This window comes from Prochlorococcus marinus XMU1406 (assembly GCF_017696055.1).
Lineage (GTDB): Bacteria > Cyanobacteriota > Cyanobacteriia > PCC-6307 > Cyanobiaceae > Prochlorococcus_A > Prochlorococcus_A marinus_W.
The window spans coordinates 94,574-110,246 of sequence record NZ_JAAORG010000003.1 but is presented as its reverse complement, the minus strand read 5'-3'; the positions used below and the strand labels follow the sequence as shown (position 1 = coordinate 110,246).

Genomic DNA, 15,673 nt, shown 5'->3' with positions numbered 1-15,673 from the left:
TAGTTAATCTAAAGTGCCATCACCAATTCTCCATAATTTTATTCCTAGATTTTTCATCTCTTTAGGGTTAACGATAGATCTAGAATCAAATATCCAAGAAGGCTTTCTCATGAGATTTGTGTAAAATTTCCAATTAAGAGTTTTGTACTCTTCCCATTCGGTAAGAATAATAATCGCATCTGAATTTTTAAAGATCTCTTCGTAGTCTTTAGAAAACCACCAAAAGCTATTACTTTCTTTTTGTTTAGGATCTTTTCCTTCGTTTTTTTCTAAATCTTTTTTAATCTGATCTTTAGTTACTTTAGGATCGTGTATTACGATTTCTGCACCTTCTGTAAGTAATTCTTTCGTTATCTTAATTGCCGAAGACTCTCTTGTATCATTTGTATTTGCTTTAAATGCGAAGCCAAGAATAGCAATTTTTTTTCCATTTAAAGTACCAAACAATTTGTCTACAACAAGTTTGGATATTCTACTTTTTTGCCAATTATTTAAAATTAGAACTTGCTCCCAATAATTAGCTACCTCATTAAGACCATAATATTTACTCAAATAAACCATATTTAAAAGATCTTTTTGGAAACAACTTCCACCAAATCCTGGACCTGCATTCAGAAACCTTTCCCCAATCCTTTTATCAGACCCAATAGCTAATTTTACTTCTCTGACATTCGCTCCAGTAGATTCACAAATAGCTCCTATTGCATTTATTGAACTAATCCTTTGGGCTAGAAATGCGTTCGCTGCAAGTTTAGATAATTCGCTACTCCAGAGGTTTGTTTTAATAATTTTTTCCTTGCTTACCCAATGTTCATATATTAATGATAAAGATTCTATCGCATCAGAATCATTGCCTCCTATTAAAACTCTATCAGGATTTTCTAAATCATTTATGGCCGTGCCCTCTGCTAAGAATTCAGGATTAGATAGAATTGAAAAACTTTTTTTAGCATCATAATTTTGATTGTAATTAAGAATTGTCTTTATTACCTCAGCTGTTTTTACTGGAACAGTACTTTTTTCTACAACTATGGTATGTCCGGTAGCAAAATTAGCAATAGTTCTAGCACTCGATTCCACCCATTTCAAATCACTTGCAAATCCAGCTCCATAACCGGAGGTTTTTGTTGGAGTATTAACTGAAATAAAAATAATATCTGCTTCAGAAATGGCCTTCTGAATATCACTTGAGAAAAAAAGATTTTTTCCTCTTACTTTTTTAATTATTGATGCTAGCCCTGGTTCAAATACAGGGAGATTAGATAAGTCTTCACTATTCCAAAGGTCTACTTTAGATTGATTTAAATCTACAATTGTTATTTCAATACTATTACATCTATCAGCCATTACTGCCATAGTTGGTCCACCTACATATCCAGCCCCCAAACATGTTATTTTTTTAAGATCAGCTTTATTTTTCATTTTTTAAGTAATCTTTAAAGTATTTAATAGTTTTATCTAATCCATCAGAGAGTGATATTGAAGGTTCCCAATTAAGAACTTCTTTCGCAATTGAAATATCTGGTTTTCTTCTTAAAGGGTCATCTTCTGGTAAATTTTTATAAATTAGTTTAACATCAGGGTTAACTTTTTTAATTAAGATTTTAGCAAGATCCTTAACTGTAAATTCATCTGGATTACCTAAATTTACAGGCAAGTCATAATTACTATTCATAAGCTTCAGCATTCCATTGATAAGATCATCAACATAACAAAAACTTCTTGTCTGACTACCATCTCCATATATCGTAAGTGGATTTCCTGAGATAGCAGATACTATGAAATTGCTTACAACTCTGCCATCATTGGGTAGCATTCTAGGACCATAAGTATTGAATATTCTCACAACTCTAATATCAGAATTATGCATTCTCTTGTAATCGAAACATAATGTTTCAGCAATTCTTTTCCCCTCGTCGTAACAACTTCTAGGCCCTATTGTATTAACATTTCCAAAATAAGCTTCTTTCTGAGGGTGTACTAGTGGATTTCCGTAAATTTCGCTAGTTGAGGCTAATAAAAATCTTGCATTTAATCTTTTAGCAAGTCCTAACATGTTATAAGTTCCTAGAAAGCTTGTTTTCGCTGTTTTAATTGGATTATTTTGATAGTGAATAGGTGAAGCAGGACATGCAAGATGCCAAATTCTGTCCGCCTCTAATAAGATAGGTTGGGTAATATCATGTCTAATAATTTCTAGCTTGTTATTATTGAACCACTTCTTTAAATTAGATTTGCTACCTGTAAAGTAGTTATCTAAACTTACTACTTCTTCCCCTGCAGATAAAAGTTTATCAATAAGATGTGAACCTAAAAATCCGGCTCCTCCAGTAACTAAATTTCTAATAGCCAATAATAAAATGAATAATAAGACTTATTTTATATTATTCACTAATTATTTTTAAAATATTGTTGAGTTACTTTTAATAATAATCATTTAAAAATTTAATATTAAGCCTCTTCTCAAATAATTATTTATATTTTCAAATACCATAATACTCTTTATACCAATAAATAAATTTTTTAATGCCTTCATTAAGTGAAGTTTTTGGTTTATATCCCACCCAATCACCTATCAAACCTATTTCTGCGGTTGTTTTTTCTATATCTCCTGGCTGAATTGAGTAATTATTTATAATTGCTTTTAACCCAAGTTCTTTCTCAAGGATTTGTATAAAGTGAGAAATCAAAATTGGCTTATTATTACCTATATTAAATATTCTATGAGGACACCAACTTGTTGAAGGGTCTGGTGAATTCCTGTTGAAACTTGTGTTTTTTGTTGCAGGTTTTTCAACTAGTTTCTCAAAAATTCCTGAAATGTCTTCCACAAAAGTAAAATCCCTATACATATTTCCTGAGTTAAAAAGTTTTATGGGTTTACCTTCTAGGATTGATTTTGTGAATATCATAGGTGCCATATCTGGTCTCCCCCATGGACCATAAACTGTAAAAAATCTTAATCCCGTACAAGGTATACCATATAAATGACTATAACTATGAGCCATTAATTCATTTGATTTTTTCGTGGCAGCATAAAGACTAATTGGATGATTTACTGCATCTTTCTCAGAATAAGGGTATTTTATATTTCCTCCATATACAGAGCTGCTACTCGCATAAATTAGATGCTTAATATTATATTTTCTGGACATTTCAAGTACATTCCCGAACCCAATTAAATTAGAATTAAGATATGCTGCGGGATTTTTGATTGAATATCTTACACCTGCTTGGGCAGCCATATGAATTACAGTATCAATTTTAAATTCATCAAATAATTTATTTAACTGCTCTTCTTTCGTTAAATCTCCTTTAATAAATTTCCAATTTGAATAATTTCTTTTTGAAAAGTATTTTAATTTCTCCAATCTGGCATATTTCAAAGAAGTATCATAATAATTATTGAGATTATCAAAGCCTATTAACTGATTATTTGTTTGGAGAAGTTTTTTGCAAATTTGATAACCTATAAAACCTGCTGCCCCTGTTACTAAAATATTTTGCATGGAATATTATTAATCTCTGAATATATTTTAATTTACTACATAGACCTATAATCTTATAATTTAAGACAAAGTTAAACACAGAAAGCACTTTTAAGAAAAAAACTATAAATATACATCTATTCTTAAAAGAAAACTTTGTTAATTCTGTTTTTAATGTAAAGTTAAAATAAAATATGAATCTTAAATGAGAAGAAGAAATAAGTTTGCCTTGGTCGCATTCCAAGGTGCTATCAATTTAATTGAATTACTTCTTAAAAAAGAATATTTGCTATTTAATAAAAATTTTCAAGTATATATTTTTTAAAAATAATGACATCTAAAACTATTTACAAAATTGTTCCAATAATACTTGCAGGTGGAACTGGTTCAAGACTTTGGCCATTATCTAGAAAAAGTTTTCCTAAACAATTTCTAAATTTATTAAATGATGATAGATATACTATGCTCCAAAAAACCTACAAAAGAATAGATAATTTAGAACATATTTGCAGACCAATAGTTATTTGTAATGAAGAACATAGGTTTATAGTTGGTCATCAAATGAAAGAAATAAACATAGAGCCATTAGAAATATTATTGGAACCGGTTGGAAGAAATACTACACCTGCAATTACAATTGCTGCTTTAAAAGCTTTAGATATATTTAAAGAAACAAATATTGAACCTATACTCTTAATATTATCGTCAGATCACCAAATTAAAGATATTAATAATTTTCAATTAGCAATTAAAAATAGTATTGAAAATGCTTTAAATGATAATTTAATAATCTTTGGAGTACCTCCCACATATCCTTCTACTGGATATGGATATATAAGATCTGCAAACCAGCTTGATCCCAATCAATATTTTGCTAGTAAGGTTGATAAATTTATAGAGAAACCAAATAAAAAAAATGCTAAGAGTTTTATTGAGGATAAAAAATATACTTGGAATAGTGGAATGTTCGTATTTAAAGCGACTTCGATTCTTAATGAGATAAAAAGATTTGCACCAGAAATAATAAAAAATTGTGAAAAATGTTTGAAAAAAAGTAAAAGGGACTTTGATTTCTTAAGACTTGAAGAAGAAGCATTTAGAAATTGCGATAATATTTCAATTGATATTTCCGTATTTGAAAAAACGAACAAAGCGTTTGTAATTCCTCTTAACTGTGGTTGGGATGATGTAGGCAGCTGGGAATCTCTCTGGAAAATGTCTAAAAAAGATCAAAATGGCAATTATTTAATAGGAAGAGTTTTAGCAAAAGAAACTAAAGAATCTTTGATAAGAAGTGAGGAAAAATTGGTAGTGAGCATCGGTTTAGAAAATATAGTAATTGTTGAAACTAAAGATGCAATTTTAGTTGCAAATAAAGAATCTTCCCAAAATGTAAAAAATATAGTTTCTTTAATGAATGAAAAGGGCTTTAATGAAGCAATAAATCATAAAATTGTTTATAGACCCTGGGGATCATTTTTATCCATTGAAGAAGGTAAAACTTGGCAAATCAAGAAAATAGAGGTCAACCCTGGAGCCTCTCTATCTCTTCAAATGCATTTTCATAGATCTGAGCATTGGGTTGTAGTAAATGGTACAGCCAAGATACTTATAGAAGATAATGAAAAAATAATTGGTCCAAATGAAAGTGCATATATTCCATTAGGAGTTAAACATAGATTATCAAATCCAACTAAATTTAAATTGACTTTAATAGAAATTCAGAGCGGGAGTTATCTTGGAGAGGATGATATAAAAAGATTTGAAGACAAATATGGAAGATAATATAGGAAAATCTTTATACTCCCGTCTCCTTAACAACATAAATTAGGCCTTGAGTTTTTTTTTAGATTTTTTGTTATTTATTAAATTCTTAAAAGTATAAAAACTATTCTTAAATTTTGAGAAATCTTTTGTATTAACATCATTAGATTTTAAATTTATAAATTTTTTATTTTAATAAGCTCCTCTTCCAAAGGGAAATAGAATTACTTTAAAAGTTTTAATAAAAATTTTCATGTCTAGGATAAAGTTGATATTTTTTGAATAAAAGATATCCAATTCAACCCTTCTATCATAAGAAAGATTATTTCTTCCACTAACCTGCCATAGGCCTGAAATACCTGGGCTTACAGAGAATGCTTTTTCGAAATCATTACCATATTTTTTTATTTCACTTTTTACTATTGGTCTTGGTCCAATAAAACTCATATCTCCCCTTAATACATTAATTATTTGGGGTAATTCGTCTAAACTTAAAAATCTGAGAAATTTGCCAATGGGAGTAATTCTTGGATCATTAGTCAATTTTCTTGTCTTTTCAAATTCATTTTTCAAATTTGGATTTGTAATCAATATTTCTTTTAAAAGATATTTTGATTGCGGGGCCATAGTTCGGAATTTGTAACAAGAAAAAGTTGTATTATTCTTCCCCATCCTTTTTTGTATATAAATAATAGAACCTTTTGAGCTTGTTTTAATTAGGATCCCAATAATTAAAAATAGTGGGATTAAGATAATTATTAATAAAAAGGAGAATAAAAAATCTAAAAATCTCTTTAAAATTTTGTAATTCAAAATCCTCAAAAAACTTTTTTAATAATAATTGCTATTTTGTCCAAATATAAATTTTTTATTTTTTAATTAATAATATATAAATAAATTTATTTAAAATCTTCCAAAGATTTATTTATGAAATTTGCAAATTTAATTTTAAAGTTATCAACACTAAAATTCTGGGCCCATAAATTAATATCCTGACTAGAAAACTCTAACCAAATTTTCTTTTCATTAAAGTATTGAATACAATCTATCAAAGCCTTATCACTCTGTTCATTAAATAAAATTCCAGTTGAAAGTTTACTTTTAGAACTTATACATTTTACTGTATCTAAAATTCCTGCTCTTTTAAGAGCTATAATTGGGGCTCCAGCTGCCATTGCTTCAACAGGCGCTATCCCAAAATCCTCTATTCCAGCATAGACAAAAGCTCTACACTTTTCCATTAGTTTTTTTACGGCAAAATCGTCTTGGTAATTTAAAAAAATTATATTATCATTAGCAATTTTCATAAGTTTTCTTTTCTCTGGTCCATTCCCTACAATTATTAATGGTAAATCAAGTTGATTAAATGCTTTTACTAATAAGTCAATTCTTTTATTTGGTACTAGTCTGGATACACTTAAGTAAAAATCGTCCCTTGAATTTTTTGGTGAGAATTTTGTTACATCAACAGGGGGGTGAATAACTGATGAACTTCTTCCCCAATATTTTTTTATTCTTTTTGCGGTAAAATTAGAGTTCGCTATTAATTTATCAATTCTTACACTGCTTAAATAATCCCATTTTCTCAAATCTTGTAGAATTATTCTTAATAATTTATTTATTCCTAATTTCTTATATGATGAATTTTCAAGATATGTGTTCATTTGATCCCAGGCGTATCTCATTGGTGAATGGATATAACTAATATGTAATTGATCAGGAGACGTAATTACCCCTTTTGCAACTGCGTGGCTAGAACTAATTATTAGATCATATTCCCTAAGATCAAATTGTTCTATTGCAAGAGGGAAAAAAGGTAAATACTTATGAAAATGTTTTCTACTAAATGGTAAATTTTGTATGAAAGAGGTATTAATAATTTTTCCATTATTAAATTTATTATTCTTATTAAGGTGATTTACTAAACAGAATATCTCATAATATGAATTATTTTTAATTATTAATTCTTCTATTTCTTTAAATACTTTTTCAGCACCTCCTTTGAATTCTCCAGAAAACCAGTCGTGAATTAATGCTATATTTCCATTAAGGTTTGATATCATTGAATTTAGATAATAAAAATAATTTTTCTATAATTCATTTTAAAATAAAGAGCTTTGAATTTTATATTTAAATTAAAGATCTAATTCTAAAATTAATTATGTTTGAAATAGTTTGAATGGTATTAATAGTGGGATATAAGTTTTTATCTTTATTTAATTTGCTAGCTAAATTAATATTTTGCTCTGCCTGCCTAGGATTAAAGTTATAAATATCAACAACTGCTTTTGCTAAATATAAATTAGAATTATCTTTATCAAGTTTTATTAGTTGATTTAATGAATTCGCAGCTTCAGTAGATTTTCTTTGTAATATTTGAGAAATAGCAATATTGTATAAATAATCAAGATTTCTTTTATTTGATTTGTATCTATATTTAAAAATCTGTTCTCCATCTTTTAGATATTTTTTATTGGGATCTGACTGATTTACTAAACCTACAAGATTGAATAATTTATCATATTCTCCATACTTTAAAAATTTGCCCATCTTCTCTAACTCATTTATCTTATTAATTTCAAATTGTTTTTCAAATAAATTATTATTATTTTTTTCATAAATAACATCATTTATTAAAATAGTAGAAATTTGATTATCTTTAGATAATAATTTCCCTTTAAATATAAATGAATCTTGAAAGTTCAGTTGATTATCTAAATTAATATTTTTGATAATTTCAATATTTCTTTTTGAATTATTGCTGATTTTGGGTAAAGAAATATTAATCTCGTAACTTTCTTGATTATTTTTTGCATCTATTAATAAATTGCTATCGTTTAAAATTTGCTCGTTTCCCTTTAAATTTATTTCAAGTCCATTCCCTTTGAAAACTAAATCTAAAGTTGAAAGAGCATAATTATTACTAATTAATCTTATTGACTCATTCATTATTTTTCTTTTATAAAGGGTTGCTGTTGATCCATCTGGTAAATACCAAGAATTAAAATTTTCAAATAAATCTGATTCTTTTACAATTTGAGCTAATTTTTTTCTAGCATCATTTGCCATGGAACCTTGATCACCATCTTTTAAAATAAACCAATTAAACCTATAAAGATCTTCTTTATTTGATTTTTCATTACTCATAATTTGCATGACGGTAACATTTTTGTCTTGTAATTTAGCTTCCGCAGAAAGATTAAAAGTATTTAACTCCCTTGTATCTGGTAAAACTGCGATAACAGATTTAAGATTTGGTGAAAAGCTATTTACTTTTTCTATGATTTCAGCGTGGGGCCAATAACTCATTGAATCGCCCGCCAAATCTTTTGATAAATTTATTTGATTAAATAAATGTATAACTGAAGTGGATATGATTATTATGAAAACCATTATTTTATAGTAATTAATCCAAAAATATTTCTTCAAATTTGAAATAAACAAGCCTGAAAATATGCATAAGCAAGGTAAAATAGGTAAAATAAAACGTAAGTCTTTTGTACTCATTAAGGTACATATTATTAATATATTTATTGGAAGGCTCAAAAGGAAAATATACTTTTTTAAAAAATTTTTGAATCTTCTAATAAAAAACTTTTCTTCTTTTGAATTTTTAAAATAATTTACAAAACCAATAACAAAAAAACTACCCAATATATATGTACCAATTAAATTGAATATCTCTCTAGGATAAAAAATAATTCCTTCTAGGGTATTTGCTTCTAGACCGTCTTGGTATTTAATTCCCCATTGCCATGAATTAAATACACTAGTAAGAATTGTTAGCCAATTAATACTCAACCATGGCCAAACAGTTATTAAAAATGATGTTATAAAAATGACTGTATCTACTAATATATTTTTTTTTAATTTAGAACTTTTTAAGTAATAAAAGAAAGCACAAATATATGGTAAAACTAAAAAAAGCAATCCAGTCGGTTTGGTTAAAAATACAAATCCTAATGTTGTTCCCAAGAGAAATGATAATAAAAATCCTCCTTTATTTTTAATAAATTTAAAAAGTATAAAGAAATTCAGATTGATAAAACAAACTTGTGATAAATCAATTAAGTAATCAACCCGTTGATCAAAAATATAAGGATTAAAAGCAAAAATAAGAGCACCCCATATGCCAGCCTTATTATTTCCAATTTCTCTAGAAATATTAAAGATACATAATATTGTAATAATCGAAAAAATATTATTTGAAATTAAACTGTTTTCATAATTCTTGCCGAAAATTAAAAGAAAAAATGAAGATATTATATAAGTAAATGGACCTCTATAGGTATCACTTATTCTCCAAAGATTATCCCACCAATCAAAGGAACTTAAATTTATATTTGCAAAAATGTTATACGTGCTAAATAAGTTAGTAAGATGATAACCTTGATCCCAGCCAGGTAAATAAAATGTATTTGCATGATAAATTTTGTCTATTAGAAAGCTAAAAAATATTATTAGAATAAGAATAAATGTATCTTTTTTTATGAGATTTAGATTTGATAATTTTATATTCATTTTAAATTAAATTCTTTTCGTTTATAGTTGTTTTTAAACTCGCTAATAGCAACCAAAAAACAATACTTATTCGTCCATCAAAATACTGTACATCAACTAATTGTGAAATAAGAAAAATTGATGCAGCTGCCCAGTGAGCTTTGTCATTAATATCTTTTAATGGATAATTGTAAATATTCTTAAATGAATTAGATAAAAGAATTATCAAAAAAATTATAAAAATAATTGTACTAGGTAGTCCATAACTTATAGCTAATTCTGTAAATATATTATGAGAGTGACCTTTCCAAAAACCTGTTTCTAATTCAAATATTATAGGGAAGGAACCTGATCCAGTCCCAAAAATAGGGTTACTAATTATGATTTTAGATGCAAAGTGCAAAATTTCCATTCTTGTTGTATTTAAATGGTTAAATCCTTCATTTGTAAATTCAAGCAAAACTTTATTTGGAAGAATATTTATTATATTCTCTTGAAATTTTCCTTGAATATTTGTTTTTAAAATTAAAACTAAAGAAGAAAAAAATAAGGTAATAGGCAAAAACCACCATAATGATGAAGTTCCAAAAAGCAAAGGCATTGTCAAAATTGATGATCCCCATGCATTCCTAGAATTTGTAAGAAAAATACAAGTACCTATCCCTAAAATTAGTATTAATAAGAATGAAAACTTAAATTTTTTTTTCGAGTTATAAATCTGCGCAATGCATAAGGGAAAAATTAAAGTTAACCATGTACCTGCATAATTTGCATGATTAAATAATCCCGTCAATCCAGATATTTCATTTATAGGTCGCTGATACCAAATAATAAGCCCATTAAAAATAGTAAAAGGTCCAGTCCAATTAAAAAAGTACTGACCTAATCCTGATATTATTACAGGAATTGTTCCTATTATTAAAATAAGGCTAAAGTCATTACGATCCTTTTTAGTTTCTAATAAACCTTGTGCAGCCCAAAATATCCAGAAAAAAGGGATCCAGTTAAATAATCCTATCCACGTAACATATTTTTCAATTATAAGATTATATTTGTCTTCTAAAAATAAATTTTGCACTATACAACTAAATATCATTAGGCTCCCTATACAAAAAAGCATTTGATTATAAAAATCTTTAAAAAATAACTTTTTCCTTTTATAAGTTTGAAGTAAAAGTGAAACTAAAATGAATATTGATGAAAAGGAAAATGCAGAAGGTAATAAAAATAATCCAATCTTAAAAAATAAAAAATCTTTTTTAATTAATTTCGGAAAATATTTTACTAACACTTAAATTATTAATTTTTTTTTAATTTATCATTAAACTATTTTATTTTAAATTTTTGGTTAAATTTTTTTAATTTTTATCCATTTAAAATTTTATTCTCAAGAAAATTTAGGTCTTGAAAACTTTCAGATACTTTACATAATTGCTCGAAATTACCAAAATTGATAATCTTACCTTTTTTAAATTCATAAATTTTATCTGAATTTATAACAGTTGAAAGTCTATGCGCAATAACAACTAATGTACAGTTATTACTTATTAAATCAATTGAATTCATAACTTCAGATTCAGTTTTGTTATCTAGCGAACTTGTCGCTTCATCAAGAATTAGTAGTCTTGATTTTCTATAGAAAGCCCTAGCAATTGCTAATCTTTGCCTTTGTCCTCCAGATAATTTAATTCCACTATCACCAATATTAGTATTTAAACCCTCAGGAAGATTTTCAACTAATTCTTTTAATCTAGCCGAATCTATTGCCTTCCATACATCCTCAATATTAATTTGTTCTTTATCTTTAGCAAAAGCTATATTTTCTAAAATACTAGAGCTTGGCAAATAAAAAGATTGCTGTACATATGCACAATTATTCTGCCATTGTTTCACATGCTTTTGCTTTAAGGGTAAATCATCTAATAATAAATTACCTTCTGTAGGTCTTAAAAGTTGAAGTAATAAATTGGCAGTAGTTGTTTTACCACTACCGGTTCCCCCAACAAAAGCTATTCTAGATCCTACATCAATTTTTAAAGATAAATTGTTAATTGCATTTGTTTTTGAGTTGGGATAGATATAAGAAATATTATTTAATTTTATTGTTTTCTTTGGGTAGGCGAAATCTTCTAGATAACTATCTCTTTTTAGTATTTTAATCTTATTTTTATTTTTAATTAAATTCAGCGTAACTTCTAAATCAGGAAGCCCTCCTCTTATCGCATTATAACCCTTAAAAGTATCTTGAAGAGGAGGTGTAAGCTTGAGGCATGCAGCTGCTATTGTTGCTAAAAATGGTATAACTTTTGCAATTTCAGTTATATCTGAATTAAATAATGATGGCAAAATACCAATTATGAAAATAAGAGTTATTCCAAATGGTTCTATTAATGCTCTTGGAATCTCTGGTAGAGTTTCTCCTTTCCAGATTGATGGTACTGAGTTTCTGCCAATATTCTTAAATTGTTGTGAAAAAAAGTTTTCAGAATTAGTTAATTTTATATCAATTATTGAATTGAGAGATTCATTAATAATATTATTCGATGCCAATTCAACTTCTAACCTTTTTTTCGTAGCAAATCTAATATAAGGGATTATGGATAATGAGATAAAAAGAAATCCAATCAATAAACCAATAATAAGTATTAGTGCACTAGATTTTGCTAAAAATAAAATTGCTATTGATATCAATATGATCAAAAACATTCCACTTACAGTTTTTAATATTGGTAGAACTATATTTTCGGCTACTCTATTTATACTTACAAGAATAGATGCTGAAAGATCAGTATTTTTGTTCTCTATGAAAAATTCATATTCTTGGGAAAGTAAGTTTTTAAGTGCCAATTCGGAAAGATCTCTCCAAATAGTAGCTTTAAGCTTTAATTGCTTGGCTCTAACATAGAGCTTTATGAAAGATGAGAACCAACTAGCAATAATAAAACTCGATATAAGTATTAAAATTTTGTATTTTGGATCAAAATCAAAAAGATTACTCAAAATAGGTAAAGCATCTCTTGGCTGTCCACTTAAGAAGTTAAATAATCTTGATAAAATCGATAAAACTATTATCTCCGAAATACCAGCAATAAGAGCAACAGGTATTAATGCAAAAAATTCTTTTCTTCTAGTCTTAGGTAAAAAAGAAAATATTTCTAAAAAGTAATTAAATGTTTTGCTATTCACCATCATGTAATAATGCCATAATAACTAATATCAAAATATATAAAAAGACAGTTTATAAAGTGTTTTATAAAATTTAATTTTAATTTAAATAATTTCTGATTTTTAATAAATAATTTTCTTCTAAACTCTCTTTGAAAATCTTAAAGTGTTCAATTCTTCTTCTTTTTTCATAATTATTTTTTATATCAAATGCGGAGAGACTATTTAAATAATCTATCCAAACTTTTGGTTTATTTTGATTAACTAAATTAATTTTATTTTTCTTGTTTAAATTCTTTATTTCTTGATAAGAAGGAATTGAGGTGGCTAATGAAGATATATCTAAGCTCAAAGCATCTAAAATTGGTATTCCAAATCCTTCGCAAGAGGATGTTGAAATTAAAAGAGAAGTATTTAGAAAAAGCCAAGCTTTTTCAGCTTCGCTTACATAATCTAATAGTAAAATATTTTTATGATTTTTACATAAATTCTTTATTTGATAGCAATAATCATTTTGATGTATCTTTCCCGCAATGCATAATAAAAAATTTCTATCTGAAAGATTTGATTTTAAAAAATAATTTACAGCATTCTCAACCTTTTTTCTCTCAACAATTGATGAATTAAAAAGAATAAAACTTTTATCTATTCCTCTTAGAGAAGTTATTTTAAAAGCTTCTTCAAGAAGTTCTATTTCTAATGAGGGCATAGGATAAATTATGTCATTTTTATTTCTATAAATATTTTTTATCTTTAAGTGATTTCCTACACTTGCTTTGCTTTCTTGAGAAACATATAGACATGAGCAATTTCTTTGGGCATCATTCAATCTGTTTCGGAAAATCCACCCATTTTCAGGATGACTAGTAATTTCTATGGGAAGTGCATCATGAATTATTTGTATTAATTTATTATTTTGTGTTTTTAAAGATAATGGACTGCTTGAAATTATTAGGTTTATATTCTCCTTATTTAAATTTAAAATAGGATCTTGGCAAAGAAGCCGCATGCTTCTTAGTCTACATAAATGAAAAATATTTTTTACGGAAATAAACCCTTTCACATTAATTAGATATTTAATTCTATTGTTTAAATCCCATTTATCTTTAGAAATCTCATTGATTTTGTAAACTTTATATTTAAGAAAATAATTGTTTATAAATAATTTAAATAAATTCCTACTTAACTCTAAGATGAGCTTGAATTTATATTTTGTACTGGAATTAAAAAGTTCTCTGTGATCTTTACCTTTAATAAGAAACTTATAGACTTCACTAAAAAAAAGATTTTCATTTTTTAGGTTAAGATTATTTTTGAAATTTTTATCTAAATCAAATCCAGTTATTAAATATATTTCAGCTCCATATTTACTTAATATTGCAATTGAAGATTTTATAAAGGATGCAATCCCTCTATGCTCTTTATTTTCTAGTTCAAGAGCTGTAATGGCTATTCTCTTACCTTTTAGAAAATCTTTTTCCATTACTTATCAACTTTAGTTTGTAATTTTTATGATTAAATTTTTATCTTTTAACAAATGGTAAGAAGTAATATTGATATATTATAAATGAGTAAAGTACTAAATTTCAAATATTCTTGTTTTCAAATCTTATACATAAGAAAGGGCATAAATTTCATACCAAATTTGTAAATAAATATGGAATAGCTCATAAATGTGATTTTTATCCTAATCTATTCGTTTCAGACATAACACAAATTAACTTTAATGATTACTCTAATATATCTTCAGGAAGCTTAGTTTATGTTATTTCTTCGGCTTTGAAAAGTTGGTTTCGTGAGGTCTATCCAATTTTAGTTAAGGAGAAAAAAATTATTATTTTAGTTACTGGAGATTCTGTTGTTAATGCCCCTTTAGAGGCGTTGGGCATGAATATTAATGAACTTCAAAATTTAAAAGGGGAAGGCGTAATATATCATTGGTTTTGCCAAAATTGTGACGTAGATTTTCGGGATTATGTAACACCTATTCCTTTGGGGGTTGATTATCATACAATTCACCGAAAGGACTTTTGGGGAGAGAAAAAGACACACTTTATTTTTCAAGATATAAATCTAAATCTAATTTCTAGAAAAAGATTTGATGATTTTCATAAAAGAAAATTCAGACTAATTTGTGATATTCATCTTAATAAAGGGAACTTTAATAAAGAACGACAAATTGCATATAAACAATCAAAAAATATTAAAAATTCTCTATTTATTAATAAACCTTACTCTAGGAGTAAGTTCTGGAGAATTATGCGAGATGCTCAATATATTATTTCCCCTAGAGGCAGGGGTTTTGATTGTCATAGAACTTGGGAAGCACTTGTACTTGGAGTTGTTCCAATTATAAAAACATCAGTAAATGATGTCTTGTTTGAAGAGATGCCTGTTTTAATTGTAGATTCATATAAAGAGATAAATAATAACTTATTAAATAAAAATAAGATTTTTATACATCAAAATCTTAAAAAAATAACCCTGCAGTATTGGGTTAATTTAATTCAAACAAAAAAAATGATACTTAATAAAAAAATTTATAAAAAATCAAATAAAAAGATTTCAATTAATAAGAGTTATCCACTTTCAATTTTTAACTATTTCATAAAAGATTTAGTTTTAATGATTTTAGCCAATCCTTTCATTATTGTTTTATTTTTAAAGCGATTAGCAATATTATTATTTTATCCTTTATTAATTTTTAAAGAAATAATATTATTAGTCATACAATCTTTGATTGATTTAATATAGGA

Annotated in this window: 11 protein-coding genes; 2 read left to right on the top strand and 9 right to left on the bottom strand. The window is 26.7% G+C overall.

Features of this window, described 5'->3' with window-relative positions; genetic code table 11:
- Positions 1–3: 3 nt before the first annotated feature.
- The 3 genes from HA149_RS06925 to HA149_RS06915 all read right to left on the bottom strand — a co-directional run bounded on the left by HA149_RS06925 (position 4) and on the right by HA149_RS06915 (position 3,509).
- Entirely contained in the window at positions 4–1,422 is a 1,419-nt protein-coding gene (locus tag HA149_RS06925) for a nucleotide sugar dehydrogenase (protein WP_209114287.1), read from the bottom strand.
- A complete protein-coding gene (locus HA149_RS06920) occupies positions 1,412–2,347 on the bottom strand; it encodes a UDP-glucuronic acid decarboxylase family protein (RefSeq protein ID WP_209115339.1) in 936 nt (311 codons plus the stop codon). The genes HA149_RS06925 and HA149_RS06920 overlap by 11 nt, the downstream gene beginning before the upstream one ends.
- 136 nt (positions 2,348–2,483) lie before the next feature.
- Positions 2,484–3,509 (bottom strand): NAD-dependent epimerase/dehydratase family protein, encoded by a 1,026-nt coding sequence (locus HA149_RS06915; RefSeq protein WP_209114285.1) that lies wholly within the window; start codon positions 3,507–3,509, stop codon positions 2,484–2,486.
- Between the two features lie 309 nt (positions 3,510–3,818).
- On the opposite strand from HA149_RS06915, the gene HA149_RS06910 reads away from it, so the two are divergent.
- The gene (locus HA149_RS06910) at positions 3,819–5,273 is read left to right on the top strand and encodes a mannose-1-phosphate guanylyltransferase/mannose-6-phosphate isomerase (RefSeq protein WP_209114283.1); all 1,455 of its coding nucleotides are present in this window, start codon (positions 3,819–3,821) and stop codon (positions 5,271–5,273) included.
- A gap of 171 nt (positions 5,274–5,444) precedes the next feature.
- Here HA149_RS06910 and HA149_RS06905 read toward each other — a convergent pair whose 3' ends face one another.
- The 6 genes from HA149_RS06905 to HA149_RS06880 all read right to left on the bottom strand — a co-directional run bounded on the left by HA149_RS06905 (position 5,445) and on the right by HA149_RS06880 (position 14,400).
- Positions 5,445–6,065: a sugar transferase gene (locus tag HA149_RS06905; protein ID WP_245154712.1), complete on the bottom strand. Its 621-nt coding sequence runs from the start codon at positions 6,063–6,065 to the stop codon at positions 5,445–5,447.
- An 86-nt stretch (positions 6,066–6,151) separates the two neighbouring features.
- The gene (locus tag HA149_RS06900; protein WP_209114279.1) at positions 6,152–7,315 is read right to left on the bottom strand and encodes a glycosyltransferase; all 1,164 of its coding nucleotides are present in this window, start codon (positions 7,313–7,315) and stop codon (positions 6,152–6,154) included.
- Between the two features lie 67 nt (positions 7,316–7,382).
- Positions 7,383–9,773 carry an ArnT family glycosyltransferase gene (locus HA149_RS06895; protein WP_209114277.1) on the bottom strand — a complete coding sequence of 797 codons (2,391 nt, stop codon included), beginning with the start codon at positions 9,771–9,773 and terminating at the stop codon, positions 7,383–7,385.
- 1 nt (position 9,774) lies between these two features.
- Positions 9,775–10,830: an O-antigen ligase family protein gene (locus HA149_RS06890; RefSeq protein WP_209114275.1), complete on the bottom strand. Its 1,056-nt coding sequence runs from the start codon at positions 10,828–10,830 to the stop codon at positions 9,775–9,777.
- Positions 10,831–11,117: 287 nt separating this feature from the next.
- A complete protein-coding gene (locus HA149_RS06885; RefSeq protein ID WP_209114273.1) occupies positions 11,118–12,938 on the bottom strand; it encodes an ATP-binding cassette domain-containing protein in 1,821 nt (606 codons plus the stop codon).
- Between the two features lie 79 nt (positions 12,939–13,017).
- Positions 13,018–14,400 carry a glycosyltransferase gene (locus HA149_RS06880; protein WP_209114271.1) on the bottom strand — a complete coding sequence of 461 codons (1,383 nt, stop codon included), beginning with the start codon at positions 14,398–14,400 and terminating at the stop codon, positions 13,018–13,020.
- 113 nt (positions 14,401–14,513) lie between these two features.
- Between HA149_RS06880 and HA149_RS06875 the strand changes: the two genes are divergently transcribed.
- Positions 14,514–15,671: a hypothetical protein gene (locus HA149_RS06875; RefSeq protein ID WP_209114269.1), complete on the top strand. Its 1,158-nt coding sequence runs from the start codon at positions 14,514–14,516 to the stop codon at positions 15,669–15,671.
- Positions 15,672–15,673: the final 2 nt, after the last annotated feature.

Bases quoted from the DNA above. Each gene is read 5' to 3' on its own strand.
- HA149_RS06925 (WP_209114287.1), bottom strand. From the start codon at position 1,422: ATGAAAAATAAAGCTGATCTTAAAAAAATAACATGTTTGGGGGCTGGA.
- HA149_RS06915 (WP_209114285.1), bottom strand. From the start codon at position 3,509: ATGCAAAATATTTTAGTAACAGGGGCAGCAGGTTTTATAGGTTATCAA.
- HA149_RS06910 (WP_209114283.1), top strand. From the start codon at position 3,819: ATGACATCTAAAACTATTTACAAAATTGTTCCAATAATACTTGCAGGT.
- HA149_RS06900 (WP_209114279.1), bottom strand. From the start codon at position 7,315: ATGATATCAAACCTTAATGGAAATATAGCATTAATTCACGACTGGTTT.
- HA149_RS06895 (WP_209114277.1), bottom strand. From the start codon at position 9,773: ATGAATATAAAATTATCAAATCTAAATCTCATAAAAAAAGATACATTT.
- HA149_RS06880 (WP_209114271.1), bottom strand. From the start codon at position 14,400: ATGGAAAAAGATTTTCTAAAAGGTAAGAGAATAGCCATTACAGCTCTT.